This window comes from Campylobacter sp. BCW_6889, from assembly GCF_001762535.1.
Classification (GTDB): domain Bacteria; phylum Campylobacterota; class Campylobacteria; order Campylobacterales; family Campylobacteraceae; genus Campylobacter_D; species Campylobacter_D jejuni.
Genome location: NZ_MJWZ01000056.1, coordinates 44,117 through 69,412, shown reverse-complemented (window position 1 = coordinate 69,412; position 25,296 = coordinate 44,117). Strand labels below are relative to the sequence as shown.

At 31.0% G+C, this 25,296-nt stretch carries 35 protein-coding genes, 4 tRNA genes and 1 pseudogene; 12 read left to right on the top strand and 28 right to left on the bottom strand.

Going from position 1 to position 25,296, the window contains the following annotated elements:
- The 17 genes from rplE to rsmA form a co-directional block, all read right to left on the bottom strand.
- Positions 1 to 546, bottom strand: coding sequence for a 50S ribosomal protein L5 (rplE, locus tag AJ939_RS05740; protein WP_002851453.1), 546 nt, complete (start codon positions 544 to 546; stop codon positions 1 to 3).
- A gap of 3 nt (positions 547 to 549) precedes the next feature.
- On the bottom strand, positions 550 to 783 hold the full coding sequence (gene rplX / locus AJ939_RS05735) for a 50S ribosomal protein L24 (protein ID WP_002779437.1): 234 nt from the start codon (positions 781 to 783) through the stop codon (positions 550 to 552).
- Positions 783 to 1,151, bottom strand: coding sequence for a 50S ribosomal protein L14 (gene rplN / locus AJ939_RS05730; RefSeq protein WP_002779438.1), 369 nt, complete (start codon positions 1,149 to 1,151; stop codon positions 783 to 785). Before rplN ends, rplX begins: the two co-directional genes overlap by 1 nt.
- Positions 1,151 to 1,402 (bottom strand): 30S ribosomal protein S17, encoded by a 252-nt coding sequence (rpsQ, locus tag AJ939_RS05725; RefSeq protein ID WP_002851549.1) that lies wholly within the window; start codon positions 1,400 to 1,402, stop codon positions 1,151 to 1,153. Before rpsQ ends, rplN begins: the two co-directional genes overlap by 1 nt.
- Positions 1,403 to 1,411: 9 nt before the next feature.
- Positions 1,412 to 1,597, bottom strand: a complete 186-nt coding sequence (rpmC, locus tag AJ939_RS05720; RefSeq protein WP_002851566.1) for a 50S ribosomal protein L29 — start codon at positions 1,595 to 1,597, stop codon at positions 1,412 to 1,414.
- Positions 1,584 to 2,009, bottom strand: coding sequence for a 50S ribosomal protein L16 (gene rplP, locus AJ939_RS05715; RefSeq protein WP_002779441.1), 426 nt, complete (start codon positions 2,007 to 2,009; stop codon positions 1,584 to 1,586). Before rplP ends, rpmC begins: the two co-directional genes overlap by 14 nt.
- 2 nt (positions 2,010 to 2,011) lie before the next feature.
- Positions 2,012 to 2,713: a 30S ribosomal protein S3 gene (gene rpsC / locus AJ939_RS05710; protein WP_002851138.1), complete on the bottom strand. Its 702-nt coding sequence runs from the start codon at positions 2,711 to 2,713 to the stop codon at positions 2,012 to 2,014.
- Entirely contained in the window at positions 2,713 to 3,138 is a 426-nt protein-coding gene (gene rplV / locus AJ939_RS05705) for a 50S ribosomal protein L22 (protein ID WP_002860832.1), read from the bottom strand. The genes rpsC and rplV overlap by 1 nt, the downstream gene beginning before the upstream one ends.
- Before the next feature lie 10 nt (positions 3,139 to 3,148).
- Positions 3,149 to 3,430, bottom strand: a complete 282-nt coding sequence (rpsS, locus tag AJ939_RS05700; protein ID WP_002851509.1) for a 30S ribosomal protein S19 — start codon at positions 3,428 to 3,430, stop codon at positions 3,149 to 3,151.
- Between the two features lies 1 nt (position 3,431).
- The gene (gene rplB, locus AJ939_RS05695; RefSeq protein WP_002825501.1) at positions 3,432 to 4,262 is read right to left on the bottom strand and encodes a 50S ribosomal protein L2; all 831 of its coding nucleotides are present in this window, start codon (positions 4,260 to 4,262) and stop codon (positions 3,432 to 3,434) included.
- A 1-nt stretch (position 4,263) separates the two neighbouring features.
- Positions 4,264 to 4,545: a 50S ribosomal protein L23 gene (locus AJ939_RS05690; protein ID WP_002856384.1), complete on the bottom strand. Its 282-nt coding sequence runs from the start codon at positions 4,543 to 4,545 to the stop codon at positions 4,264 to 4,266.
- A gap of 2 nt (positions 4,546 to 4,547) precedes the next feature.
- The gene (gene rplD, locus AJ939_RS05685) at positions 4,548 to 5,162 is read right to left on the bottom strand and encodes a 50S ribosomal protein L4 (protein ID WP_002860833.1); all 615 of its coding nucleotides are present in this window, start codon (positions 5,160 to 5,162) and stop codon (positions 4,548 to 4,550) included.
- Positions 5,159 to 5,734, bottom strand: coding sequence for a 50S ribosomal protein L3 (gene rplC, locus AJ939_RS05680; protein ID WP_002779987.1), 576 nt, complete (start codon positions 5,732 to 5,734; stop codon positions 5,159 to 5,161). Before rplC ends, rplD begins: the two co-directional genes overlap by 4 nt.
- A gap of 9 nt (positions 5,735 to 5,743) precedes the next feature.
- On the bottom strand, positions 5,744 to 6,055 hold the full coding sequence (gene rpsJ / locus AJ939_RS05675) for a 30S ribosomal protein S10 (protein WP_002779353.1): 312 nt from the start codon (positions 6,053 to 6,055) through the stop codon (positions 5,744 to 5,746).
- A 197-nt stretch (positions 6,056 to 6,252) separates the two neighbouring features.
- Complete coding sequence (locus tag AJ939_RS05670; protein ID WP_002853086.1) at positions 6,253 to 7,014, bottom strand: pseudouridine synthase; 762 nt, start codon at positions 7,012 to 7,014, stop codon at positions 6,253 to 6,255.
- Positions 7,015 to 7,049: 35 nt separating this feature from the next.
- A complete protein-coding gene (locus AJ939_RS05665) occupies positions 7,050 to 9,044 on the bottom strand; it encodes a ribonuclease J (protein ID WP_079264877.1) in 1,995 nt (664 codons plus the stop codon).
- Positions 9,013 to 9,813 carry a 16S rRNA (adenine(1518)-N(6)/adenine(1519)-N(6))-dimethyltransferase RsmA gene (gene rsmA / locus AJ939_RS05660; RefSeq protein WP_002937496.1) on the bottom strand — a complete coding sequence of 267 codons (801 nt, stop codon included), beginning with the start codon at positions 9,811 to 9,813 and terminating at the stop codon, positions 9,013 to 9,015. Before rsmA ends, AJ939_RS05665 begins: the two co-directional genes overlap by 32 nt.
- Positions 9,814 to 9,893: 80 nt before the next feature.
- On the opposite strand from rsmA, the gene AJ939_RS05655 reads away from it, so the two are divergent.
- Genes AJ939_RS05655 through AJ939_RS05645 form a run of 3 tightly spaced genes read left to right on the top strand, consistent with a single transcriptional unit; the run spans position 9,894 to position 11,619 of the window.
- Positions 9,894 to 10,430 carry a purine-nucleoside phosphorylase gene (locus AJ939_RS05655; protein ID WP_002859707.1) on the top strand — a complete coding sequence of 179 codons (537 nt, stop codon included), beginning with the start codon at positions 9,894 to 9,896 and terminating at the stop codon, positions 10,428 to 10,430.
- A gap of 23 nt (positions 10,431 to 10,453) precedes the next feature.
- Positions 10,454 to 11,524 (top strand): 23S rRNA (adenine(2503)-C(2))-methyltransferase RlmN, encoded by a 1,071-nt coding sequence (gene rlmN / locus AJ939_RS05650; protein WP_070209944.1) that lies wholly within the window; start codon positions 10,454 to 10,456, stop codon positions 11,522 to 11,524.
- Positions 11,521 to 11,619: a hypothetical protein gene (locus tag AJ939_RS05645; protein WP_002869298.1), complete on the top strand. Its 99-nt coding sequence runs from the start codon at positions 11,521 to 11,523 to the stop codon at positions 11,617 to 11,619. The genes rlmN and AJ939_RS05645 overlap by 4 nt, the downstream gene beginning before the upstream one ends.
- A gap of 13 nt (positions 11,620 to 11,632) precedes the next feature.
- Here AJ939_RS05645 and AJ939_RS05640 read toward each other — a convergent pair.
- Positions 11,633 to 11,709: transfer RNA gene (locus tag AJ939_RS05640), tRNA-Met, on the bottom strand.
- 135 nt (positions 11,710 to 11,844) lie between these two features.
- Here AJ939_RS05640 and AJ939_RS05635 point away from each other — a divergent pair.
- From AJ939_RS05635 to AJ939_RS05620, 5 genes are all read left to right on the top strand, one after another.
- Positions 11,845 to 11,932, top strand: a tRNA-Ser gene (locus AJ939_RS05635).
- A gap of 458 nt (positions 11,933 to 12,390) precedes the next feature.
- Positions 12,391 to 12,891 (top strand): glycosyl transferase family 90, encoded by a 501-nt coding sequence (locus AJ939_RS11145; protein WP_250540855.1) that lies wholly within the window; start codon positions 12,391 to 12,393, stop codon positions 12,889 to 12,891.
- A 173-nt stretch (positions 12,892 to 13,064) separates the two neighbouring features.
- A complete protein-coding gene (locus tag AJ939_RS10615) occupies positions 13,065 to 13,223 on the top strand; it encodes a hypothetical protein (RefSeq protein WP_079729000.1) in 159 nt (52 codons plus the stop codon).
- A gap of 209 nt (positions 13,224 to 13,432) precedes the next feature.
- On the top strand, positions 13,433 to 14,227 hold the full coding sequence (locus AJ939_RS05625; protein WP_004305857.1) for a Fic family protein: 795 nt from the start codon (positions 13,433 to 13,435) through the stop codon (positions 14,225 to 14,227).
- Between the two features lies 1 nt (position 14,228).
- Positions 14,229 to 14,618 (top strand): hypothetical protein, encoded by a 390-nt coding sequence (locus tag AJ939_RS05620; RefSeq protein ID WP_053872655.1) that lies wholly within the window; start codon positions 14,229 to 14,231, stop codon positions 14,616 to 14,618.
- Positions 14,619 to 14,713: 95 nt separating this feature from the next.
- On the opposite strand, the gene AJ939_RS05615 is transcribed toward AJ939_RS05620, so the two are convergent.
- The 6 genes from AJ939_RS05615 to AJ939_RS11310 form a co-directional block, all read right to left on the bottom strand.
- A complete protein-coding gene (locus AJ939_RS05615; protein ID WP_070233456.1) occupies positions 14,714 to 15,007 on the bottom strand; it encodes a hypothetical protein in 294 nt (97 codons plus the stop codon).
- Positions 14,995 to 15,342, bottom strand: a complete 348-nt coding sequence (locus tag AJ939_RS05610) for a hypothetical protein (RefSeq protein WP_070276316.1) — start codon at positions 15,340 to 15,342, stop codon at positions 14,995 to 14,997. Before AJ939_RS05610 ends, AJ939_RS05615 begins: the two co-directional genes overlap by 13 nt.
- Positions 15,339 to 15,677: a hypothetical protein gene (locus AJ939_RS05605; RefSeq protein ID WP_070276314.1), complete on the bottom strand. Its 339-nt coding sequence runs from the start codon at positions 15,675 to 15,677 to the stop codon at positions 15,339 to 15,341. Before AJ939_RS05605 ends, AJ939_RS05610 begins: the two co-directional genes overlap by 4 nt.
- A 155-nt stretch (positions 15,678 to 15,832) precedes the next feature.
- On the bottom strand, positions 15,833 to 16,528 hold the full coding sequence (locus AJ939_RS05600; protein ID WP_053872652.1) for a hypothetical protein: 696 nt from the start codon (positions 16,526 to 16,528) through the stop codon (positions 15,833 to 15,835).
- An 80-nt stretch (positions 16,529 to 16,608) separates the two neighbouring features.
- Positions 16,609 to 18,183, bottom strand: coding sequence for a hypothetical protein (locus tag AJ939_RS05595; RefSeq protein WP_053872651.1), 1,575 nt, complete (start codon positions 18,181 to 18,183; stop codon positions 16,609 to 16,611).
- Between the two features lie 276 nt (positions 18,184 to 18,459).
- Positions 18,460 to 18,900: a DNA topoisomerase gene (locus AJ939_RS11310; protein WP_315940633.1), complete on the bottom strand. Its 441-nt coding sequence runs from the start codon at positions 18,898 to 18,900 to the stop codon at positions 18,460 to 18,462.
- Positions 18,901 to 19,036: 136 nt separating this feature from the next.
- On the opposite strand from AJ939_RS11310, the gene AJ939_RS05585 reads away from it, so the two are divergent.
- The 3 genes from AJ939_RS05585 (at position 19,037) to AJ939_RS05575 (ending at position 19,770) form a co-directional block, all read left to right on the top strand.
- Positions 19,037 to 19,112: transfer RNA gene (locus tag AJ939_RS05585), tRNA-Ala, on the top strand.
- A gap of 3 nt (positions 19,113 to 19,115) precedes the next feature.
- Positions 19,116 to 19,191: transfer RNA gene (locus tag AJ939_RS05580), tRNA-Val, on the top strand.
- 27 nt (positions 19,192 to 19,218) lie between these two features.
- On the top strand, positions 19,219 to 19,770 hold the full coding sequence (locus AJ939_RS05575; protein WP_070276312.1) for a GNAT family N-acetyltransferase: 552 nt from the start codon (positions 19,219 to 19,221) through the stop codon (positions 19,768 to 19,770).
- Here the strand turns inward: AJ939_RS05575 and leuD are convergent.
- Positions 19,691 to 20,117 (bottom strand): annotated as a pseudogene (leuD, locus tag AJ939_RS05570) (3-isopropylmalate dehydratase small subunit); the annotation flags it as partial. The gene AJ939_RS05575 and the pseudogene leuD sit on opposite strands and share 80 nt — an antisense overlap.
- A 462-nt stretch (positions 20,118 to 20,579) precedes the next feature.
- Between leuD and AJ939_RS05565 the strand changes: the two are divergent.
- Positions 20,580 to 21,209, top strand: a complete 630-nt coding sequence (locus AJ939_RS05565) for a hypothetical protein (RefSeq protein ID WP_002860843.1) — start codon at positions 20,580 to 20,582, stop codon at positions 21,207 to 21,209.
- A 35-nt stretch (positions 21,210 to 21,244) separates the two neighbouring features.
- Here AJ939_RS05565 and AJ939_RS05560 read toward each other — a convergent pair whose 3' ends face one another.
- From AJ939_RS05560 to flgE, 3 genes are all read right to left on the bottom strand, one after another.
- The gene (locus AJ939_RS05560) at positions 21,245 to 21,892 is read right to left on the bottom strand and encodes an outer membrane beta-barrel protein (protein WP_070276308.1); all 648 of its coding nucleotides are present in this window, start codon (positions 21,890 to 21,892) and stop codon (positions 21,245 to 21,247) included.
- A gap of 137 nt (positions 21,893 to 22,029) precedes the next feature.
- Positions 22,030 to 22,413, bottom strand: a complete 384-nt coding sequence (gene queF / locus AJ939_RS05555) for a preQ(1) synthase (RefSeq protein WP_070233449.1) — start codon at positions 22,411 to 22,413, stop codon at positions 22,030 to 22,032.
- A 245-nt stretch (positions 22,414 to 22,658) separates the two neighbouring features.
- Positions 22,659 to 25,193 carry a flagellar hook protein FlgE gene (gene flgE / locus AJ939_RS05545; protein ID WP_070276306.1) on the bottom strand — a complete coding sequence of 845 codons (2,535 nt, stop codon included), beginning with the start codon at positions 25,191 to 25,193 and terminating at the stop codon, positions 22,659 to 22,661.
- Positions 25,194 to 25,296: the final 103 nt, after the last annotated feature.

Genomic DNA, 25,296 nt, shown 5'->3' with positions numbered 1-25,296 from the left:
TTACTTTCCTTTTGTAAATGGCACACCGATAAGTTCTAATAACTTTTGTGCCTGTTTGTCATTTTGTGCTGTTGTAACTATAGAAATATTCATACCATGAGTTCTTAAAATTTTATCATACTCCACTTCTGGGAACATCAACTGCTCATCAAGACCGAAGTTATAGTTTCCGCGTCCATCAAAACCATCTCTACTTAAACCTCTAAAGTCTTTCACTCTTGGCAAAGCAATAGAAATTAATTTATCAAGAAAAGCATACATATTTTCTTTTCTTAAAGTTACCATTACACCCACAGGAAAACCTTCGCGAACTTTAAATCCTGCAACTGATTTTTTAGCTTTAGTAATTACAGCCTTTTGTCCTGCAATTAAAGAAATAGTATCTGCAACATTTTGCAATACTTTTTGATCTTTAGCCAACTCACCAGCACCTACGCTGATAACTACTTTTTCGATCACAGGGATAAGCATAGGATTTTTAATATCAAATTCTTTAACCAATGCAGGTTTAATGCTTTGATTATATTTTTCTTTTAATCTCATCATCGCTTACTCCTGAACTTTTGCCACATTGGAAATATCCATTGGCATTTCTTTATTGATAAAACCACCATTTGGGTTTTTCTCACTCGGCTTAATAGCTTTTTTAGCGATTTTACATCCTTCAACTACCACTTTAAGTGTTTTTGGATATACCGCTAAAACTTTACCTGTTTTACCTTTATCATCGCCTGTGATAACCTTAACGCTATCACCTTTTTTGATTTTTAATTTAACCGCCATTATAATACCTCCGGTGCTAGTGAAACGATTTTCATAAAGCCACCATATCTAACTTCTCTGCCCACTGGCCCAAAGATACGAGTTCCGATAGGCTCTCTTTTGTTGTCAAGAATAACCGCAGCATTTTCATCAAAACGAATCAAAGAACCATTATCTCTATGAATTTCTTTTTTAGTTCTAACGATAACCGCTTTTACCACTTGACCTTTTTTAACTTTTCCATTTGGTAAAGCTTTTTTAACAGATGCAACGATTACATCACCTACGGTAGCGTATCTTCTTTTGCTACCCCCTAAAACCTTGATACACATTAATTCTTTTGCGCCGCTATTATCAGCAACTGCAAGTCTTGTAAAACTTTGAATCATTACTCAACTCCTGTAGCTAATACAGATTTTAAGCGAAATGATTTTCTTTTTGAAAGTGGTCTGCATTCTACTGCAACAACAGTATCACCCACTTTAACTTCATTTCTCTCATCATGAATTAGATATTTTTTAAAGCGTTTAACAATTTTTCTATATCTTGGATGAACCACTTTTCTTTCAACCAAAACACTTGCGGTTTTTTCACCAGCGATTTTAACAACAACGCCTTGAATTTCTCTTTTAAATGCCATTTTCTATCCTTATCTTAAAGCGTTAATTGCTGTATTTATTCTAGCAATGTCTTTTTTTACTTGGCTAATCTCTTTTGGATTAGTAAGTTGCATTGTTTTTAGCTTTTGTTTTAAAGTGAATAAAAGCACCTTTTTTTCTTTTAGCATTGTTGCAAGCTCAGCTGCTGTTTTATCTTTAATCTCAGTATATTTCATTTTGGCTCTCTCTTGTAACAAACTTAGTTTTAAATGGAAGTTTATGCATAGCTAAAGTCAATGCTTCTCTTGCCATTTCTTCGCTTACTCCTGCCATTTCATAAATGATACGGCCTGGCTTGATATTCATTACCCATTCCTCAACAGCACCTTTACCTTTACCCATACGAGTTTCTAAAGGTTTTTTTGTCAAAGGCTTATCTGGGAAAACTCTAATCCAAGTTTTTCCTTGTCTTTTAACAAAACGAGTTAAAGCAATACGCGCTGCTTCGATTTGGCGTGAGTTAATGCGTCCTGCTTCAGTTGCTTTTAATGCAAATTCACCAAAAGTAAATTCTGTTCCACGATTAGCATAACCTCTGTTACGCCCTTTCATCATTTTGCGATATTTAGTTCTTTTTGGCATTAACATGATTATTTACCCCTTCTTGTGCGTCTTGGCTTTTTAGCTGGAGCACTTTCTTCAGTTTTTTCAGGTTGCATACCTTTGTGTAATACCTCACCTTTAAAGATCCATACTTTAACCCCTATGTTTCCATAAGTAGTTCTAGCTTCTGCAAAACCATAATCGATTTTTGCTCTTAAAGTATGAAGTGGAACGCGTCCTTCAAGATACCATTCTGTTCTTGCCATTTCAGCACCGCCTAAACGACCAGAAACTGAAACTTTAATCCCTTTAGCACCTGCTTTTTGCGCGCCTTGAATTACTTTTTTCATTGCTCTTCTAAAAGCAATTCTTTTTTCAAGTTGAGTTGCAACACTTTCAGCAGCAAGTTGAGCTGAAGCTCCTGCTTTTCTTTCTTCTTTGATATTGATATTTACATCTTTACCGATTAAATCTTGCAATTCTTTTCTTAAATTATCAACATCACTACCTTTTTTACCGATGATGATACCTGGTCTTGCAGCAACTACAGTAACGCGAAGTTTTTTAGCAGTTCTTTCTACTAAAATTTGGCTAATTCCTGCATAATAAAGTTTTCTTTTTAAGAAAGCTCTAATTTTGTAATCTTCACCGATATTTTCTACTAAATTTGCTTTAGTTGGAAACCATCTTGATTCCCAGTTTCTATTGATTCCTAGTCTTAGACCAATTGGATTAACTTTTTGTCCCATTAGCTTTCCTTTTTCGCTGTTGCTTTTTTAGTGCTTGTTGTTTTTTTAGCTGGAGCTTTTGTTGTAGTAGTTTTTTTAGCTACTGTTTTTTTCTCTTCAGCTTTCACTTCTGCTTTTGCCACTTCTACTAAAATATGTGAAGTTGGTTTTCTAATACGACTTGCACTTCCTCTAGCTCTTGGTCTAAATCTTTTTAACACCGCAGCTGCATCCACGCGACAACTTTTTACAATCACTTCGTTTGCTTCAAAGCCACCATTTGCTACTGCACTTGAAATTGCGTTTGCGATATATTTTGCACCTTTATTTGGCATAAATTTTAAACTAGCCATAGCTAATTCTGCATTCATCCCCTGAACTTCCCTAGCAATCAATCTTGCTTTAGTTGGAGATAATCTTATGAATTTAATTAATGCTTTACTCATATCTTATCCCTTACTTACCAATTTTCTTTTGCACAGAGCCTTTATGCCCTTTAAATGTGCGTGTTGGAGCAAATTCACCAAGCTTATAACCGATATGATTTTCAGTAATATAAACTGGAATAAAGCTTTTACCATTATGAACATTAAATGTAAGTCCTATCATATCAGGAGTAATTGTGCTTCTTCTTGACCAAGTTTTAATTGGTTTATTATCATTAGCCTTTTTAGCAGCGATGACTTTTTTCATTACATGATCATCAACAAAAGGACCTTTTTTTAGTGATCTAGCCATCTTACTTTCCTTTTCTTCTTGAAATTATTAGCTTATCGCTAGCTTTTTTACGACGAGTTTTCGCACCTTTAGTTGGTTTACCCCATGGAGTTACTGGATGACGGCCTGAATTTTTCTTACCTTCACCCCCACCGTGCGGGTGATCTACTGGGTTCATAGCAGAACCACGAGTTTGTGGACGGATACCTCTATGGCGATTTCTACCTGCTTTACCGATAGTTACATTAGCCCATTCTTCATTTCCAACTTCGCCGATACTTGCCATACATTCAGCTAAAACTTGTCTCATTTCGCCACTTGCAAGTCTTAAGATAACATATTTTTCTTCTTTACCCATAAGTTGTGCATAAGCACCTGCAGAACGGATCATTTGACCGCCTTTGCCTGGCTTTAACTCAACATTATGAACAATAGTACCCACAGGAATGTTTTTAAGTTTCATTGCATTACCTGGTTTAATATCAAGTCCGCTTTCAGCAGCTGCAACAATATCGCCAACGCTTAATCCACGTGGTTGAAGAATATATCTTTTTTCCCCATCTTTATAAGCAATCAAAGCAATTCTACAATTTCTATATGGATCATACTCGATTGCTTCTACTTTACCTTCTATACCGAATTTACGACGTTTAAAATCAATAATTCTGTAAAGTTTTTTAGCACCCGCTTCTTTATGACGACTTGTAATTCTTCCATAGCTGTTACGACCCGCGTGTGCTGGAAGTTTAACAAGTAGTGAGCGTACACTTGGTTTAGCTGTAATATCTTCAGAACTTAAACCTGTGATATATCTTCTACTTGGAGTATATGGTTTATAAGTTTTAATTGCCATCTTAAGCCTCCGTATTTTCTAAGCTAACACCTTCAGGTAGCTTAACATAGAATTTTTTATAATCGTTTCTTTGACCTAAACGACCTCTAAAACGCTTAACTTTTCCATCCATTCTTAAAGAATTGATACTTTTTGGAGTTACACCAAAATACTCTTTTAAAACCGCTTTCAAGCCTGTTTTAGTCATTTTTGGTGAAGTTTGAATAACTACGACACCTTGCTCTTGCAAATTCAAACTTTTTTCTGTGTAAAGTATAGTCTTTATATCAGTAATATCTGCCATAATTATCCCTCTTTTGTAATAGATTCTAATGCTGATTTTTCTATGATAACAGCATTAAATACAGATACTAAATAAGCATTTACTTCAGTTACATCAACTACATAGCAATTTGCTAAATTTCTGTAAGCTAAAAGTGTTTTTTCATCTAGTAAATCTTTAACGATTAAAGCATCTTTGACGCCAAGTTTTTTAATCACAGCGTTTGCATCTTTTGTTTTGCCACTTTCAATAACCAAAGAATCAGCAGTAAATAACGCACCTTTAGCTGCTTTATCTGCTAAAGCTCTTTCAAGCGCCAATCTTTTTTGTTTTTTATTTACTTTTTGAAAGTAGTTTCTTTCATTTGTTGGGCCAAAAGCAACCGCGCCACCTACCCAAACGTTAGTTCTTGTTGAACCCGCTCTAGCACCGCCACGACCTTTTTGTCTCCAAGGTTTTTTACCACCACCACTTACATCACTTCTACCTTTAGCATGAGCTGTATTTGCTCTTAAACTTGCAAGGTAAGATTTTACATATAAGTAAAGATTGTGTGGATTTACTTCCGCATATTTTGAAGGCAAATCAAGTTCACCTGCTTTTTCTAACTTATCATTTAAAACAACTACTTTACTCATTTTGCAATCCTTATTTTACCCATAGCACCATTATAACCTGGTACTGCACCCTTAACTACTAAAATTTTGTTTTCAGCATCATAAGATACAACTTCGTTTTTAACGGTTACTTTAGTATTTCCATAATGTCCTGCCATTTTCATACCTGGTTGAACACGACCTGGCCATTCTCTATTACCAATAGATCCGTGGCGTCTATGAAATCTCGAACCATGACTTGCTGGACCCCCTGCGAAGTTATGTCTTTTCATAACACCGCTATAACCTCTACCTTTAGTGTTAAAGCTTACTTTTAAAATTTTTGCTTCATTTAATGGAGTTTCATCTAAATCTCCTGCTTCAGTATTTGCTACTTCTAAAGTCGCAAATCTATTGTATTCTGCAGAAAGATTATACTTTTTTTGTTGTCCTGCGACACATTTATTACTTGCTTTACCTTTTGGATATGCTACTAAAGCCTTTCCGCCTTCAACTTCACATACTTTTGCATTTACAACTCTTAGTAAAGTTACAGCGATACTTGGATTAGTAATTGTTCTGCTCATTCCGATTTTTTCTACAATATATTCCATATCTTATCCTTACTTACCCATAGCTCTTACTTCAACGCTTACTTCTGGCGCTAAATCAAGCTTAGTTAAAGAATCAACTGTATCTGGAGTCGCTGCTACTATATCTAGCATACGCGCGTGAATTCTTATCTCAAACTGCTCACGAGAATCTTTGTTAATGTGTGGAGATTTTAAAACTGTATAGCGTTTGATTTTAGTAGGCATTGGTATCGGACCTCTGATATCCGCACCTGTTCTTTTAACAGCTTCTACGATTGCTGCAACTGTTCTGTCTAGTACTCGATGGTCATAAGCTTTTAGCTTAAGCCTAATTCTTTCCATAATATTTCCTTTAAAAAGAACTCGTTAGTTAAAAACTAACCAATTTATAAAAATTGAAATGAGAGTATATAAAATCTTGTTTTCAAAGTCAAGGAATTTGATGAAATTTTTCTATTATTTTCCTTTTAAAAAGGATAATAATAGAATTTTTAGAATTTAAAAATTATCATTATTTTTTAAATTTTTGTATATAATGATCAATATCTTATTTCATTAAATTTCAAAAAATCTCTTAATTTTTCATATTCGCCATTTTCTAAATAACGGTGTTTTCCCGCCTTTAACATACCAAGATCTAAAGCCCCAAAAGCAACACGCTTAAGATCCATAACCTCAAGATCAAAATGTCCAAAAAAGCGTCTAAGCTCTCTATTTTTACCTTCATTTATAACCACTCTAAGCTTAGTATAGCCTCCACTTGATCCAAAAATTTCAAAGTCTATAAAAGGAGCAAAACTCATAGAGGTAATTTTAGTTTTTGCATGCGCGCCTTTTTTTTCATTTTTAATCTCAAGTCCATTTTGCATGGCTTCGATGACTTGTTTGCTCACCGTGCCTTTAACTTTAAGGTAGTATTCTCTTTCTAAATCGCTATGCATTAAAGCATCGGCAATCACAGGAGAATCTGTAAGCAAAAGTAAGCCTTCACTTGCATAATCCAGCCTGCCTACGCTAAGCCAAGTACTAAATTGTCTTGGCAAGGTATCATATATAGTTTTTCTTCCACGATCGTCTTTTTTACTGACAATTTCACCTTTTTGTTTATGGTAGATTATCACGCTAAATTGCGTTCTTTTTTGCACTCTTTTACCTTTAACAAAAACTTTATCATCAAATTTAACTTCATCGCTTAAAAGGGCAATTTTGTTGTTTATTTTTACTAAGCCTTGTTTGATAAGTTCATCGGCTTCACGGCGTGAATAGCGGGTGTTATGGGATATAAATTTATTAATTCTCATTTGATCTTCCTTAAAAAGGGCGTTTTTGCCCTTTTTTACATTACAAAAATAGTTGGAACTATGGTTGGGTATTTTTTAATCTTTCTAAAGATGTGTTTTCTTAAAACTTGGCGGATTTGATTTTCTAAAAATCTTGGATCATTGAGTACTTCATCTTTAACATTGATGAAAAATTGTCCTAAAACTTCAGCCATATCTTTGCTAAAAGCATGGTCGTGTTTGTCAGCTACTAGCCCATAGCTAAATACTCTTGGTTTGTTGATCAGTGTTTTTGTAGCTTTGTCAATTTGTGCGATAATAACTACTATACCACTATCTGCAAGTTTTTGGCGATCTATAACTACATCATCGGCGATTTGTTTGTTGATTTGATTATCTACAAAAACTTTACCTGTTTTTACGGTTTTTATGCGTTTGACATATTTTTGGCAAAGTTCTACTTGATCGCCATCACTCATAAGATAAATATTTCTTTCAGGGATACCGCACTTCATTGCTGTTTCTTTGTGTTTGGTGATATGGTTGTATTCCCCATGAACCGGTAAGAAAAATTTAGGTTTAGTAAGAGTTAGCATAAGCTTTTGCTCTTCTATACTAGCGTGTCCGCTTACATGAATTTCACTAAATTCTTGATACGCTACTTTAGCTCCTGCTTTTAAAAGATAGTCAAGCACTGCAGAAACGCTTGCTTCATTTCCTGGTATAGCTTTAGCTGAAATGATTACTTGATCTGTAGGCTTAATCTTTATAAATTTATGCTCATCTGTTGCCATTCTATAAAGCGCACTCATAGTTTCACCTTGACTTCCTGTAGTTACGATAAGCACTTCATTGTCTTTATATTTGCTTACTTCATCAGCATCGATGAAAATTTTTCTATCAAGTTTGATATAGCCTAATTCCATAGTAGTATAAAGATTTCTTTCCATAGAACGACCGATCACACAAACTTTTCTACCGTATTTTAAACCATAAGTGATAGCTTGATAAACGCGGTGGATATTAGAACTAAAAGTGCTCATGATCACCCTGCCTTTGGTACGTGCAAAGATTTGATCAAAAGTTGGCCCTACGGAGCTTTCACTTTTTGTATAACCTTCTTTGTACGAATTTGTACTATCGCTTAAAAGACATAAAACCCCTTCTTCTCCATAATGTGCCAAACGTCCTAAGTCTGTTGGATAGCCATCGATTGGAGTTTGATCAATTTTAAAATCACCTGTGTGGATAATCGTTCCTGCTTTTGTTTTGATCGCAAGTGCTGAAGCATCAATGATAGAATGCGTGATGTGGATCCACTCTATATCAAATTCACCTATTTCATAAACTTTACGTTTTTCTACAGGACGAAACCATTTGCGTTCTGCTTTTAAGCCATGTTCTTCAAATTTGTTTGAAATCATTCCTAAAGCCAAAGGTGTAGCGTAGATAGGAAATTGAAATTCTTTAAAGAAATAAGGCACCGCACCGATATGATCTTCGTGTGCATGAGTGATCACTATACCGCGAATTTTATCTTTAATTTTTCTTACATAGTCAAAATCAGGGATGATAATATCTACCCCATGCATAGTCCCATCTGGAAAACTCATACCTATATCTACTATAATTGCGTCTTTATTAGTTTCAAAAACACTGATATTTCCACCAATTTCCCCTAAGCCTCCTAAAGGAGTGATGCGGATTTTATGTTCGCTAGAATTATTATATTTTAAGGGGTGTAAGCGGTTTTCATGTGAAACACGGTTAGCTTCTATACATTCTGCAAGAGCGATTTGCCAATCTTCATTGCCTGTGAGTTTTGAAGGAAGATTACGATTTTTCTTCTTTTTTTTCTCAGTTTTATTTTCTGAGTTTTCAGAATTTTCCTTGTTAGAATTTTGATCGATTTTTGGAGTATCGTTTTCATTTTGCAAAGAATCAGCTAATTTTTTTCTACGATTTTTATATTTATAGCGTTTATTGTTTTTTGAATTTGAGTTCGGATTTTGTTCATTTTTATTTATCTCTTTGTTTTCGTCCATATTCATCCTTTAATTTGTCATAAATTTTAAGGTATGAATCAACGCAAATTTCATGTGGTCTGATGTTTTCTTTTAAGCCAAGAGTGCTTAAAACTTCTAAAACTTTTGCTTTATATGTTTTTAAATTTCCTAAGAGTTGTTTTCTAGGAGCTTTAAAACAGTCTTTTAGAAAATTTTTGAAATTTTCTATTTCGCAAAGTTCATCAAAATCCTTAGTTTTAATCAAACTCATCACCGCTGACATAACTTTTGGCGGTGGATTAAAACATTGTGGATCAACATCAAAAAGCATTTTTCTTTCGCAAATCATTGCACTTAAAACACCTAAGGAAGAAAACTCACTATTTCCTTCTTTAGCGCAGAATTTTTCAGCCATTTCTTTTTGCACCATTACAATAAGTCCTAGACAATTTTTATCTTCTAAAGCTTTTAATATAATGTGACTTGCAACATAATAAGGCAAATTTGCAACCAAAAAATATGGTTTTTCATCAAGACTAGGATTAAAAGCTTCGCTTGCGTCTTGATGGATCAAGTTAAATTTTCCACATTCAAGTTCTTTTTGAAATTTCTTTTTTAAAATAGGTATGAGATCATTATCGATTTCATAAGCTTTTACTTGAGAAATTTTTAAAAGTTCTTGCGTTAAATCACCTAAGCCAGGCCCAATCTCAATGATATTGTTCATCTCTTTGGGTATGGCTTGGATGATTTTTGCTAATACGCTTTTATCGATTAAAAAATTTTGTCCGTATTGTTTTTTTGCTTTAACCATAAGAAATAATTTTATCTAAAAATTCTTAATTAAGTCTTTTTAGGTAGAATTATTTTTTGTAAAATTTCATAAGGATCAAAATGATTGTTTGTGCGGGTGGAAATGAAAATTTTTCTTTTGCAAAAGCTATAGGCATAGGTTTGGTTGAATCAGCTTTTCATTTGAGTCAACTTTGCTTCAAAGAAAAACCATCAAAACTTATATTTATAGGAACTTGTGGGCTTTATGATAAGGGAGAGATTTTAGAAATTTATAGAAGTTCGCACGCTTTTAATGTAGAATTTTCTAAAATTTCACATGCATTTTATACTCCTGCAAAATATGAAATTTGCTTAGAAAAAGAAAATGTTTCTCGTGAAACAATAAAAATCAATTCTTCAAATTATATTTGTCAAAATTCAAAAGCAGCAAAAGAATTTTCAAAATTAGGTTTTTTTGCAGAAAATATGGAAGCCTTTTCTGTTTTGAGCGTAGCTAAAAATTTAAATATTGATGCAGAGTGTATTTTGTGTGCAACAAATTTTTGCAATGAAAACGCTCACGAAGATTTTATAAAAAATCATCAAAAGGCAAAAGAAAAATTAGAAGAATACTTAAAAAAATATCATTATATTTAAAAATTCAAAAAAGGAAAATAATTTTGAAAGAGCTTGTTAATATTTTAGATTTTTTACCTGAAGAATTAGGAGAAAAAATCAAACCGATGTTTCGCGTGAAACAAATTTATCAATGGATTTATCAAAAATACGCCAATAATTTTTCCGATATGTCAAGTTTATCAAAAGATCTACGTTTAGAACTTGCGCAAAATTTTCATTTCTCTCCTGTAAAATGTGTTAAAAATGAGCAAAGTAAAGATGGAAGTATAAAATATCTTTTTGAACTCGTTGATGGTTTAAGGGTAGAAAGTGTGCTTTTGCCTATGAAAGAAGAAAAAATAGACGCAGAAGGCAAAAGAATTTCTCATGCAAGATACACTATCTGTGTTTCTTCTCAAGTGGGTTGTAAAAGTGGATGTAGTTTTTGTCTTACTGCCAAGGGTGGTTTGAAAAGAAATTTAAGCGCAGGGGAGATAGTCGGACAAATTTTATGGATCAAAAAACAAAATAATATCCCTTATGAACGCCGTGTAAATATAGTATATATGGGTATGGGCGAGCCTTTGGATAATCTTAAAAATGTTTCTAAAGCGGTAAAAATTTTAGCACAAAATGAGGGGCTTGCCATAAGTCCCCGCCGTCAAACCATCAGCACTAGTGGTTTAGCAAAACAAATCAAAGAATTAGGTCAAATGAACTTAGGTGTTTTACTTGCTATATCATTGCACGCGGTTAATGATGAGCTTCGAACCGAACTTATGCCTATCAATAAAGCTTATAATATCGCTGCGATTATGGATGCGGTGCGTGAATTTCCTATAGATCAAAGAAAAAGGGTGATGTTTGAATATCTTTTAATTGATGGTATCAATGATAAGCTTGAACACGCTAAAGAATTAGTCAAGCTTTTGAATGGTATTAAAGCCAAAGTGAATTTAATACTCTTTAATCCACATGAAGGAAGTTTATATAAACGCCCTAGTTTAGAAAATGTGATTAAATTTCAAGATTTACTCAGCAATAAAGGTGTAACTTGCACTATAAGAGAAAGTAAAGGGCTTGATATCTCAGCTGCTTGTGGACAGCTTAAAGAAAGGGCAAAAGAACAATGACAATGCTAGATATTTTTGAAATCGTTTTTATAACAGCTGTTGTGATTATAGGTTTTGGTGGAATTGTTTTTGTAGTAACAAAAGAAAAAAAATAATTATTACATTTAATGGTGTCAAGGGGGAGACTTGAACTCCCGACCTCCGGCTTATGAGACCAGCGCTCTAACCAGCTGAGCTACCCTGACTAAAAATAAAAATATAATTATACTACTTTTTACTAAAAATTTTCTGATTTTTTTAAAAAATAATTTTATTTTCAATATTTAAAAAATTTCTTTATTTTTAAAGCTTTTATAGATATAATGAACGCTTTATTTCATAGACAGGTGTCCGAGCGGTTGAAGGAGCACGCCTGGAACGCGTGTAAAGTGCAAGCTTTCGAGGGTTCGAATCCCTTCCTGTCTGCCATTCTTATTTTTAATATTTAAAAATTATTGTTTTGTCAAAAGTTATTTTATTGTTTACAAATTCTTAAATTTTTGATAAGATATTAAAAATTTTATTTATTAGGTTTTTTATAATGCTACAATCAAGACTTTTGATGAATTTAAAAGGAATAGGAATATCTTTTATACCAAGATATTTTTTTTCAAATAAATTTAGATAAAATTTTTAATGATATTTTAAAATACAATATTAAAGACCTAGAAGAAATACAAACTCGAGTTAAATATTATAATCAAATAAATGAATTTTTTACACCTACAGCAAAGGAAAAAATAGGAAAATTTCCTTTTAAAGACACCTCTTATGCTTTTGATGCTTATGAAATCAGTAAATACTTTAAAGATGAATTTTTATGGAATAAAGAATTTGGCGATGTAAGACATACTTTTAAAGAAGCAACTATTTGCAAATCGAGATCTTTGGAAAATAATATAAATAATATTTTATTAAAACTTGATAAAAATAGGCACTTTTGCTTTTTAAAAGATAACATAAACTATGAAAATAAAAAGGATATAGCAATATTTAGAGGAGCAGTATATCAAAAACATAGAAAAGAATTTTTTGATTCTTATTTTGGTAGAACTTTTTGCGATATAGGAGATACTTCAAAACAACCTAGCCAATGGAAAAAAAACTTTTTAAACAAAAAAGAACAAATGAAATATAAATTTATAATTTCTTTAGAGGGTAACGATGCAGCAAGCAACTTAAAATGGGCTATGAATTCTAATTCTTTAGTTTTAGCTCCAAAAATAACTTGCGAAACTTGGTTTACGGAAGGAACTTTAAAACCAAATTATCACTTTGCTTTGATTGATAATGAGAATTTGTCAGCAGTAATTGAATATTTTAAAGTCGCCCAAAAGATGCATTGGAAATTATTAATAATGTTCATCAATATATTAAGAAATTTTTAGATAAGAAAAAAGAATTCCATATAGGAATTTTGGTTTTGACCAAATATTTTTATTATTCTAGACAACTTGAACTTAACAAAAAAAGAGATATTTTAGAATTAATCAAATAATTTTTCATAAAAAATAAATCTTTTTATACATTTATCACAGCTTATCATTTTTGGCAAAAATATATGGGTATTGTTAAATTTGGGAAAAATGGTTTTGTGCTTACATCGAATATAGATGAAGATGCGGAACAAGGTGGAGAAATAACTTATTATGAAAAATATTATTATAATTTTGAAATCGTAGGCAATATCTACGAAAACAAGGAGTTATTTAGAAGTTAAGGAGTGAAAATTTTATAATATAATACTATATAATATAATATTGATTATCTTTGGAATAAAAGGAGAAAAAAATGAATAACAAAAGAAAAGTTAGGGAATTTCTGTCTTATATGGAGAAATATCTGTTTTTTGTATTGGGATGGTTAAATTAATAGAAAAATTGATAAAATAAAAAAATATTCTATCATTATAAAAAATAGGAAAAGAAAATGAATTTAAAAGATGTTCTAAAGGAAATTGATATTCTAAAAGATTTTTTGAAAGAACACAAACTAGCTTTTGAAACTAAAAAATCACTAGAAGAAGATTTTAAATTAAGATATACAAATGATTCTAATGCAATCGAAGGAAATACACTTACCTTATTTGAAACAAAAGCAGTGCTTGAAGGTATGACTATTGCAGGAAAAAGTGTAAAAGAACACTTAGAAACCATAAACCATTCACATGCTATTGATTTTATGTTAGAACTTGCAAATGCTAATACAATTTTAAATGAATTTGATATTAAATCTTTACATCAAATTATTTTACAAACAATTGATATAAAGAATGCTGGAGTATATAGAAAGGCTAATGTAGTGATTAGCGGTGCAAAACATATTCCACCTGATTATTTGAGTATTGATTTTGAAATGAAAAACTTTTTAAATTGGTATGAGAATGAAGCACAAAATTTACACCCTATTATTAGAGCTTCAAGAATACATATTGACTTTGTTAGAATACACCCATTTATTGATGGTAATGGAAGAATGTCAAGGCTTTTAATGAATTATGAGCTTGTTAAAAATAATTATCCACCTATCAATATTAAGTATTCTTCAAAAGAAGAATACTTTCAAGCTTTGGAAGAAGCTTGTTATTATAAAAACTTTGAAAAATTTGACACAATAGTAATAAAAGAAGTTAAAAATGAACTAGAAAAAAGAAAACATTTCGCTCTAAAAAATGAAAAAAATGAATATCAAGAAAATTTAAAAGATAAAATAAGAAGGAACTAAAATGAAAAAAGAAAAAAGTTTGCATTTAATTATTTTTGGATTATCTTTAATTTTTATAGGTTGTGGAGAACCTAAACTTAAAGAATATACTTATAATTCAGAGCAAGGAAGTAAAGAAGGATATGAATTTGCACTTAAAAAAATTGATGAAGAGTATAAAACAAGTGGAAAGTATTCTTTAATTGATTTAAGCGAAATAAAAAATATTAAAACACTTAAAGAAAGAGATTATAATTTTCTTTTAAATTCACAAAAAGAATCTAAAAAAGAAATTGAAAATGGAAGATATGAATATGCTGATATAATGATTATAAATTATAATGATCATTATAGTATACTTAGCGTTGAGTGTAATTTGCGAAGGAAATTTTGTGATATTTCTGATAATTAAAATGTTTTTATGGGTTGAGTTGCGTTAATGCCTAACTCTTCAGCTTTTTTATCTAGTGTTTCTTTGAGTTTAGCATTTTTCGAAAAAACTTTTAATCACTTTTGATTAAAAGTTTCCATATCTTTCATAATAAGATGGTAAATATATGTATTTAAAGGAAAACCTAAGCTGTCAGCTCTCTCTTGAAGGTATTCTTTCGTCTTATCGCTAATTCTTAATTGTATAGGATTGCTCCCCTTACTTTCTTTCTCTTCTACCATTTTCTTTTTATCCTTTTCTATATCTTTTTTTGTTGCGTTTGGATTTGTAATTTTAACATAGTTACTCTTTCCATATTTTTTTGTAAGTTCTAATTCTTTTAATTTTTTCTCAAATTTTATGTTTTCCATAAAAAATCAACTTTCTCATATTCTTTAAAATTTTCTTCAAAATATTTTTCTCCTTGTTCTTTTGTTTCAAGGCTATATCCTGAAAAATCTATTTTTCTATCTTTGTCTTTTTCAAAGCTGATTATTGTGTAACATTGCTTGTTTTTTGTTACAAAGAGAAAATTATTATGAAGCACAAAAAAATCATATTTTCTTTTATTAAGATTGTATTTTTCTACCATTTCTTTTAAAAAATTTAAAAATACTTCTTCTGTAAGCTCCTTTTGTTCTTCTTTGTATTTTTTCATTAAGTAATCTGCTTCATCTAAAAAATTATAATAATCTATTTTTGTCATTTTCTTCTCCTTTGAAATTTATATTCTTTATTGGAATTTTCTTCTTTTATATTATTTTTGTTAAAATCAATAATGTGATTTACTACTTTTTCAATATCTTTTAAGCATAAATCTTCATCTAACTGAGTATTTATCCTACTTTTATTCCAAGAATGATTTTGATCAAAAAATATGATTTTAGTAATATTCTCGTCTTTTTCAAATAAATCAGTGTCAAATTTTTCTAAATAAATAGGGGCTATACAAACTTCATTTTTCAACTTATTAAAATCTAATTCTTGTTCGTGTTTTAAGCCAATATAGCCACAAAGCCATTGTCCTTTGTCATTTTGCATTAATAAATCCTTATCTTTTAATTCTTTTAGATTAGGATATTCAACTTTCAAAATAGCGTATGGAATGTCATTGATTTGTCCTTCTTTTCTTTCAAGTTCTATATATTTTTTTCCATTTTATTCCTTTGTATATATTTGGTTTAGTTGAGATTTCTTTAAACAATATTTGCTCTCTTGTTTAAAGTGTTTTCCATACCTTGAGAAATCATTTCACTTTGTTTTCCATCAATACCTACTAATGATAAAGCCCATGAAGACCCTTTAATAATTAAATTCCACATAATTACCGCTGAAGCAATTTTTGCAAATATAGTTAATAAGCCTGTGATTGCACCTATAATAAAGTTAGTGTGAAAATTATATACGCTAGTTTTAATTCCTGTAAATTGTTCTACAGAAACAAATAAGAAAAATTCGTCTACTAAAACATTTATAAATAATGATAAATATATAAAGAGAATAATTAATACGGGTTTTAAAAATATAGCCATACCATTAATTAAGAATTCAATAATTTTATCCATTCTTTTAGTTGCTAAGGAGAAAGCTACAACGAATGGTGAAATATAAAAATATTTTATCAAAGAAACTAAATAAGATACAAATATTATAATAGAAGCTGTAGTGCAAACCAATAATGGTATTTTTTGAAAAGTCCATTCTATTAACATTATAGCTATAGCATATCCTGTAATTGTTGAGGCAACTGTTCCTGTTATGTATCCAACGATAGCTCCACCTACTGTTCCTATGATTGGCACAGTAGAAGCTGCTGCTGCTTGAATTACAGCCATGAATTTTCCAGTATTTTCCATTACAAAATCTTTTATAGTTGAAGCTCCTGGTAACATCATCCATACTAATTTACCTGCTATCCATCCTAAAGAGCTATCTGTAATATCATCTTTACTAATTTCAATATCTCCTTTATTTATATTTTCTTTAGTGTTTTGAATATTTTTTTAGTTGCTTTAATCATCCTTTCTTTTTGTTCATCTTCATCACCTTGCTCTTCTTTAAACATAGTTACTTCTGCTAAAATTGCACTACTTGGCGTAAATAAAGAATTTATCCATCCAAGTTGCATTTCTCTTACTGCAAAATAAGCATCAAGATTTTTCATTTCATTGATTTTTTGAGTGTTATCTCTTAATTTATCAATTTTTTCCATTTGAGAATTTATTTTAGTTATTTCATTTCTTGCTTTTAAAATATCAGCTTCTAAAGCTATACAAGCTTCCAAGGAAATATCGCCATTTTTTCCTGCCATATCATTACTATCTTCAGCTAAAAATCGTTTTATTTTTTCTTTATCTTCATCTGTTAAAGAAGTGATATAGCTTTCTCTAATGGCAGATAGTTGGTTTTTATATCTTAAAGAACAAGTTTTTTTATAAATTTCATCTCCTTGACTTATAAGAAACTCATTTTCTTTCTTTTTCTCTAATAAGGCTTTAATACCTTGAATATTTACTCCACCTATACTTTTATAAATTTTATCCATATAGGTTTTTCCACCAATTGCACTAGCCATATCTGCAATATCTGTTGATTTTAATGCAAAATATCTAATGACGTTTTGCATAATTGTTGAGTGAGCTAAACCATTTCCTTCGGGTATAGGCATAAAAAATGTTCCTATCATAATCATTGGAATATAAAATTTATGTAAAAATTTTTGCTTTCCTTCATTTTCGCCCCTATTTTCTAAGTAAGCTTGAATTTTTTCTGCACTAATTGAAGTAAGAAAAAATCCACCAACTAAAACAAGAATTAGAATTTGTAAATGTTGATAAATTTTTTCATTGGCTAAAAATAGATTTGAAAAATACGCCATATTATTTTTATTAAAACCATCTACAGCTGAAGTTTCTTGCAAACTTATACTTGAAGTAGAAAATCCTTTATTTTGATTTAAAACAGAATTTGGAGCTATCAAAAAATCCATAAAACTTTGATTTTTTTGTATAGTTTTAATGCTAAAATTATCTATACCATCTTTTAAGGTTAATTCTCCTAAATTATAAGTTTTTTCTCTATCGATAATATTTGGATTTAAAGTTGCTAAAGCAACTAAATATTTTGCAAAATTAATTTTAGTATCGCTTGGCGTCCATTTAATTATACTTTCTAAATTAATTTTTCTATCTATATTTTCATAATTTTTTAATTCAGTATCAAGTCCTGTATACACTTGTTTAGCACAAGATAAATTAGTTTTTGAAGCATTAAATTTTAAATCTAAATCAAAATTTTCATTTTTATAAACTCTACAAAAAGTTGTCCCATTTTTAAAATCAAATCCTATGATTTGAGTTCCATATCCGCTATTAACCTTTCTACACTCCCAACTACATCCATTTTTAGAATCTATGTCATCATCACTATTAGGAAATATTTTTTGCATTTCTTCTTTAGTAGTTTCAGAAACAACTCCTTGCCCATTATTTGTTCCTTCTGCAAATAAGAAATTAAACAGCAATAAAAATAAAATTATTTTTTTCATTTGTATTTAACCTTTTGCTTATAATTGTTTTGAAAATTATTTTTAGCATTTAAATTAGGTTCGCCATTTAATTCAGGACACATAAATTTACAACCATTTTTCCATTCAGAACAACCATACCAAAATTTGTTTTTTTCATTTTTACTTTCTCTTTTTATTAAGTTTCCTTGATTACATTGAGGACATTTAAAAGATATATTTAAATTAGTGCTTTTATTTTCTAATTCAGGTTTTCCATTAACAGATTTCGCCTTAAAATCACAACCATTAGAATATTCAGAACAAGAAAAGAATTTTCCAAATTTTCCATTTATTTCTCTTAAAAAACCTTTTTTGACATTTAGGACAAGTTATTTTTTCTTTTTCTTCATTAGAAACAATTTTTTTGTTTAAACTCTTTTCATTATCAATTATTTTTAAAATAAAATCATTAATTGAATTTAAAAAATCGCTTCTTTTTAGTTTTCCTTCTTGTATCTCTTTTTGAGATTCAAACCATAAAGCTGTCATGTCTGGATTTGTCAATATAGGATCTAAATTTTGGATTAAATTAATTCCAAGTTCTGTAGCATTAACAATTTGCTTTTTATCCTTTGAAACTACAATATAGCCTCTGTTTATTAAAGTTTCTATGTGATTACTTCTTGTTGCTGGAGTTCCTATTCCGCCATTTTCGCCTTTTTTATCTTTATCTTTTTCTATTAAAAGTTTTTTAATTTTTTCATCTTTAACATATTTAGAAACTTGATTTAAATCTTTTAATAAAGTAGTATATTACATCATAAATTAAAAATTTGATTTTAGTTTTCAGCCAAAAACAAGTAATATTGCGATAAAATCTCAGACTTATAAAGGGGCATTAGCTCAGCTGGGAGAGCACAACGCTGGCAGCGTTGGGGTCAGCGGTTCGAACCCGCTATGCTCCACCATATGGTTCCGTAGCTCAGCTGGTAGAGCACTACCTTGACATGGTAGTGGCCGTTGGTTCAAGTCCAATCGGAGCCACCATCGCCCTTCCTTATACAAAGGATTATCATGCAAAACACTATCATACAAAAAGCCGTCCATAAAGATTTAAATTCTATACTTGAAATCACAAAAGATGCTTTAAATGCTATGAAAGCTATGAATTTTCATCAATGGGATGAGAATTATCCTAATGAAATAGTTTTTCAAGAAGATATACAAGCACAAGAACTTTATGTGTTTAAAGAAAATGATGAAATTTTAGGCTTTATCTGTATCAATGAAAAATTTGAACCTGAATTTTACAAACAAGTTATTTTTAACAAAAAATATGATGATAAAGCTTTTTATCTACACCGTTTAGCCGTCAAACAAAAAGCAAAGGGCAAAGGCGTAGCACAAAAACTTTTAAATTTTTGCGAAAATTTTGCCTTGGAAAATCACAAGGCAAGTTTAAGAGCAGATACTCATAGTAAAAATTTTCCTATGAATTCGCTTTTTAAAAAGCTTGATTTTAATTTTTGTGGAAATTTTAACATACCTAATTACCAAGATCCTTTTTTAGCTTATGAAAAAATTCTAAACTCAAAAAGCTTTTTGAGTTTTTCTCATAGGCTTTGATTTGTGCTTCATGTTTTAAAGTCAAAGCTATATTATCAAGTCCTTCCAAAAGACAAATTCTGTGAAAATCATCTAAATCAAAAGAAAAAATCTTATCTTTAAAAAATACTCTTTTTTTCCAACAAAGAAATTTCTATATTTTTATCTTGGGATTTTTTTAACTCATCAACTATTTCCAAAACCTCATCTTTAGTAAGTTCTATGGTAAGCAAACCATTTCCTAAGGCATTGTTTTTAAAAATATCTGCAAAAGAAGGTGCGATAATAACTCTAATACCATAATCAACCAAAGCCCAAGGCGCATGCTTTCTTGAAGAGCCGCTACAAAAATTTTCAAAACTCACCAAACATAAACATCATCTAAATTATAAATATTTTCATCGTAGTCTAAATTTTCAAGGCAAGTTTTTATCGCCATAACCACTTCTTCTAAATCGCATTTTCTACATCACGCAAAGTGGTGTCAAAGATTATGATTTTATTATCTTTCATGATTTAATCCTTTAAAACCAAATAGACTAAATGAATAAAATTTCAAAAACTTAACAACAATGATAAAAAATTAAAAATGTAAAAAATGATTAAAAATAAAATTGAGTTTTAAAGTGAGAGTTGCAGTAGCAGATTAAAAGTATTGTCTTTACTTTTTTGTTGGACTGAATTTGAAATTTACAAATTTGCTTCATCTTTTCCTCCTTTGTTAAAACTAATCCTTGATGTATCATATTTTTAGTAAATGTATTTGTAAAATTCTTAAATTAAGAAAATTATTGATATAATTGTAATTTTAAGTAACAAAAAGGATGTTGATGTTAAAAGAACTCTTAGAGATTAAAAAAGAAATGGAACCTGTTATTCACGAAGCCAATGTAAAATTAAATATGCTAGCCCGTGAAGTCATAGTCCGAAAAAAAGAATACGAAATTTATGGCCCTATGGTAGATCGTGTTTATCTTGATAATGCCATTTATGTTAAAGTTATGTCAAGTGGACGCGATGTAAAAACAGACAATGTAGCTATAAAAAACGGTTTTTACATGGTTTTTGTCGCCCCTGAAAAGGAAAGTACAAAAGATATCAAAAACAAACTCAAAGTAGCTTATGAGGGGCTTGATAACAAATTTATCGCTACACTCATACGATCTTGCCAACGCTTTAAAGAAATCATAAATAAAACCCAAGCTACACTCGCTAAAGCTTCTAAAATGAATGTAGTAGTAAAAACGAATTTAGGTGAAGCAAGTGCTGCACTAAAATTTAACATCAATATAGAATACACTAGAGACACTCAAAAACTCACTCGCGAAAATTCAAAATCAGCAGGAAGCTTTAGAGATACTAAAACTTATATAAATCTTATAGTAGAAAAAAACACAGATTCTCAAATTTGTGAAAAATTACTTGATGATGTAGAAAAATACTTTATCGGTGGAGGTTGATTTCATTAATGCAAGTTATAAAAACTTGCATTAGATTAAAATTTATAATTATATCCTAAATATACACCATAATTTGTTTGTTTAGGATCGTAAAAGTTTGAGCCCACTTTATTTTGATAAAAATTTCTAGAATTATAATGAATTTGCTCTGCTTTAAAGCCTAATTCTATTTCATTATGTGGTGTCAAATCATATAAAGCACCTATTTTCGCTCCATAAAAATAACCGTCAAAATTTTGCGACAAAGATAAAAAGCTTGTTTTTAAGGTAAGATCTGTTCTTGCATATCCTCCATACACACCTAAAACAGCTCTGGTTTTTTCAAAAAGCTTAGGAGTAAAATCATAACCTGTTAAAAATTTATGTGTAGTAAAATCACCTTCGATTTGAATTCTAGGAGTTTTGATAAAATCACTAAATTCATCAGAATAATTATAACCAGCATAAATTCTATGATTTTCATTTAAACGATATCCAAGTTTTAGACCAAACGATGGTATATTACCTGAAATATCTCCATTGAAAATTTGCTTAGTTGTTTTATTATGCTTTAACTCACTTTTTACTTGAGCATGCATCCAAGCTGCATCAGCACCTATAAAAAAACCGGAATTCTCATCTGCTAAAGCCAAATTTGAAAACAAAGTAGCACTTGCGACAATGCTTAATAATTTTTTATTCATAACCTAACTCCTTATAATAAAATTCGATCTAAAAATTTTAGATCTTTTTATATTATATATTCTTCAAAGATTAAATAAGAATTTTTTATAAAATATTTAATCTTTACATAAAAATATGTGAATATTTTACTCAAATATTATTTTGGAACAACTATATCACTACGACATTCTATTACCGTATGCACATTTCCACGCGGGTTAAAATCCCCCACAACTTTAATCCATTTTGGTTTTAATTTATCTTTTAAAGTATTATAAATTTCATTGATACTTGCTTCATGTGAAACATTTCTATGCATAAAAGTATTGATATAAAGCTTTATCGCCTTAAGCTCAACCACAAATTTATCAGGCATATATTCAAGATAAATCGTCGCAAAGTCAGGATAACCCGAACGCGGACAACAACACATAAATTCAGGCAAAGTAATTTTAATAATATAGTCATTTTTCGCATCATTTGGCCAAATTTCCATATTTTCTACATCAAATTCTTTGATTTCTTTTTCACCATAACGCATAGATTTTCCTTAAATTTAAATTCAAGCAAAAATTATAACAAAATAAGTTTTTAAAACGATTATGATACAGATAAGAAAATGCAATTTTATTGCAACTCACCCCTAGCAAGAGTGAGTTAGCAATAAATTGAAGGCAGTTCAAGCCTAAGCCTAGTATTACAAGACTACCAAGATAGGCTTGTAAAGCAAGGCTTGCTCCCTTAAAGGGAGCAAAAAACAATATTTTATAGAATATTAAGCTTAAATTATTGTTTAAGCTGGATCAAGGTTTGAAGCATTTGATCACTGGTTGAAATGGTTTTTGAGTTTGCTTGATAACCCCTTTGGATAATGATAAGTTCTGTTAAAGAACGGCTCAAATCCACATTTGACATTTCAAGAGCGGAGGTTTTCATCTCGCCACGACCCCCTGTTCCTGCTTCACCTACTACGATATTACCACTATTTGCAGTAACTTTGAAAAGGTTTCCGCCGATTTCCTCAAGACCTGAGTTATTAGCCACTGAAGCCATAGCGATTTTTGCCACTGCAAAGGTTTTACCATTGGTAAATTCGCCTAAGATATTTCCTTTATCATCAACGCGGATAGCATCAGGTTTTAAGTTACCCGAAGTATAACCATCAGTTGCTTGTCCTGTTAGAGTTGAAGCAGAGTTTGAGCTTACAAGGCCGTCATTACTTCCGCTTGTTCCAAAGGAAAGTTTGATTTGTTGATTTGGCGCAGCACCATTGTTTGGTGAAAAGCTTATAGTTTTTGGTGTATAGCTAGCCAAAGATCCATCGTTGTTAAATCTTGCACTACCCACGATGATGTTCGTAGGACCTTCTCCTGTAGTGTTGATCTCTGCAGGTTCTGGCACACGGATGATCATTTGCCATTCATTACCCCCATCTTGAGTGGTACTTTGTTTTACAAACTGTACTTCAAGACTGTGTTTTGAACCTAAAGAATCATAGATATCAAGCGCGGCTGAAAAAGATGAAAGTTTAAGTTGTTCGCTTTCTTTGATCGATCCACCCGTTACTAAAGGACCATCCCAAGCTTTAAAGATAGCTGTAAAAGCATCATTAGTGCTTACTGTGCCTTCTTTGTTAGAATAAGCAGTGATATTAAAACTCATATTTTTTGGTGTACCAGTCTCAATTTTACTATTTTGTGCTGTTGCTCCTGCTGGTATAGTTGAATTTTCTTTAGCATTTGAGATAGCAAAATGCCCTGTATCATTTACAACAACTTTTACAGCTTGGTTTACATCTCCACCTATAGTAAATTTACCATCTCCATCATAGTCTACCCCATATCTAGCATCTCTTTGCAAAAGCTCTCTTAAATCTTCTGTGGTTCTAAACTGTCTTGCAGTAGTATTTAAAAGTCCACCTGTAAGAGCATCTCTATAGTTTTTAGAAGCAGGATCAGTAGGAGTTGCACCATCTCCAGCGTCAAAAGATGGACCTCCATCAGGATTTGTCATAGGTGGCAAATCCACAGGATTTGAACTATAAATATATTTATGCGCAGTAATAACTTGAGCTCTTTCAGTTGTACCATTAACAGCAGCAACATCTATCCAATTGGAATTCCCGTTTTTCTTTAAATTATCTGCTTTAAATTTATCCGTATCACCATCGTAAGTCAATTTATGTAATTCACCTGCTGTATTGGCTTGATTTACGGTTAAATCAATATTTTTCATATTGTCTGTAGTGCCATCAGCATTATCATTAACAAGTTCAAATCCTGTTCCATCAGACTTTTTAACCGCTTTTACTCCTGTTCCATCTCTAGTATCAGTTGGTGCAGTGAAAGTGTTGATATAAGCTATAGCATCATCAAGACTTTGTATGTCTGAATTTTGAATTTTAACTCCGTTTATAGTGATATCAAGAGTTACTTTATTATCTTTGTTACCCCAGAAAATCACACCATTTGGATCACCTTGACTGGTTTTATTATTTTCGTCAAAAGCTGTTCCGGTTTTATTGATAGTATATTTTGCATCAGCATATGAAACCCAAATTCCTTGACCATCTCTTAAATTTAGCCCTGTTCCACTGGCGTTAAAAAGCGATCCTGCATCCACACCTTTTTCAGTTACTTCAATCGAGTTTTTAGAAGTGGTATAAAACTGAGTCGTTCCAGTATCGTTTTCATCTTCAGCTTTGTTGGTTTTAGTATTATAACCATGAACTGAGTCAAGACCATAAAGATTTCTACTTGAAGTTCCTATATTTAAGCCACTATTTAAGTTTGCTTTGATAGCTACTTCGGTTGATTTTGCTGCAGGGATATGCATACCTGGATCGATAAAAATGTTTTGTGGAGTTCTTGAACTATCTATGGTTTGATCATCCCAGTTGATGTTCCATCCTTGAACAATAAAACCTGAATTATTTACAAAGTTACCATAAGCATCAAGTTTAAAATCCCCGCTTCTTGTAAGATAGTTTGTAAGACCGCCATCATCACTCACCATGAAAAAACCATCACCATTGATAGCAACGTCAGTGTTTTTATCTGTAGTTTGAACTGAACCTTGAGAGTGAATTCTTGTAGTAGAACTTACTGAAACGCCAAGACCGATTTGAAGTGGGTTTTGTCCGCCTCTTCCATCAGTTGGAGTTGTAGCGATTTTTACTGTTTGGCTAAACATAGTTCCAAAATCTGCACGAGAGTATTTAAAACCAGTGGTGTTAACATTTGAAATGTTATTGCCTTCAACATCCATCGCAACTTGATGTGCTTGTAGTCCGCTTACGCCAGACCAAAGTGATCTCATCATCTTAAATCCTTTATAAAATATTGCTTTAAAAATTTAACGCTTTGGCTTTAAAAAACTTTTTGCGTTTATTTGAAGTTTATAAGCAAGTTCTGTTCCAACTTTT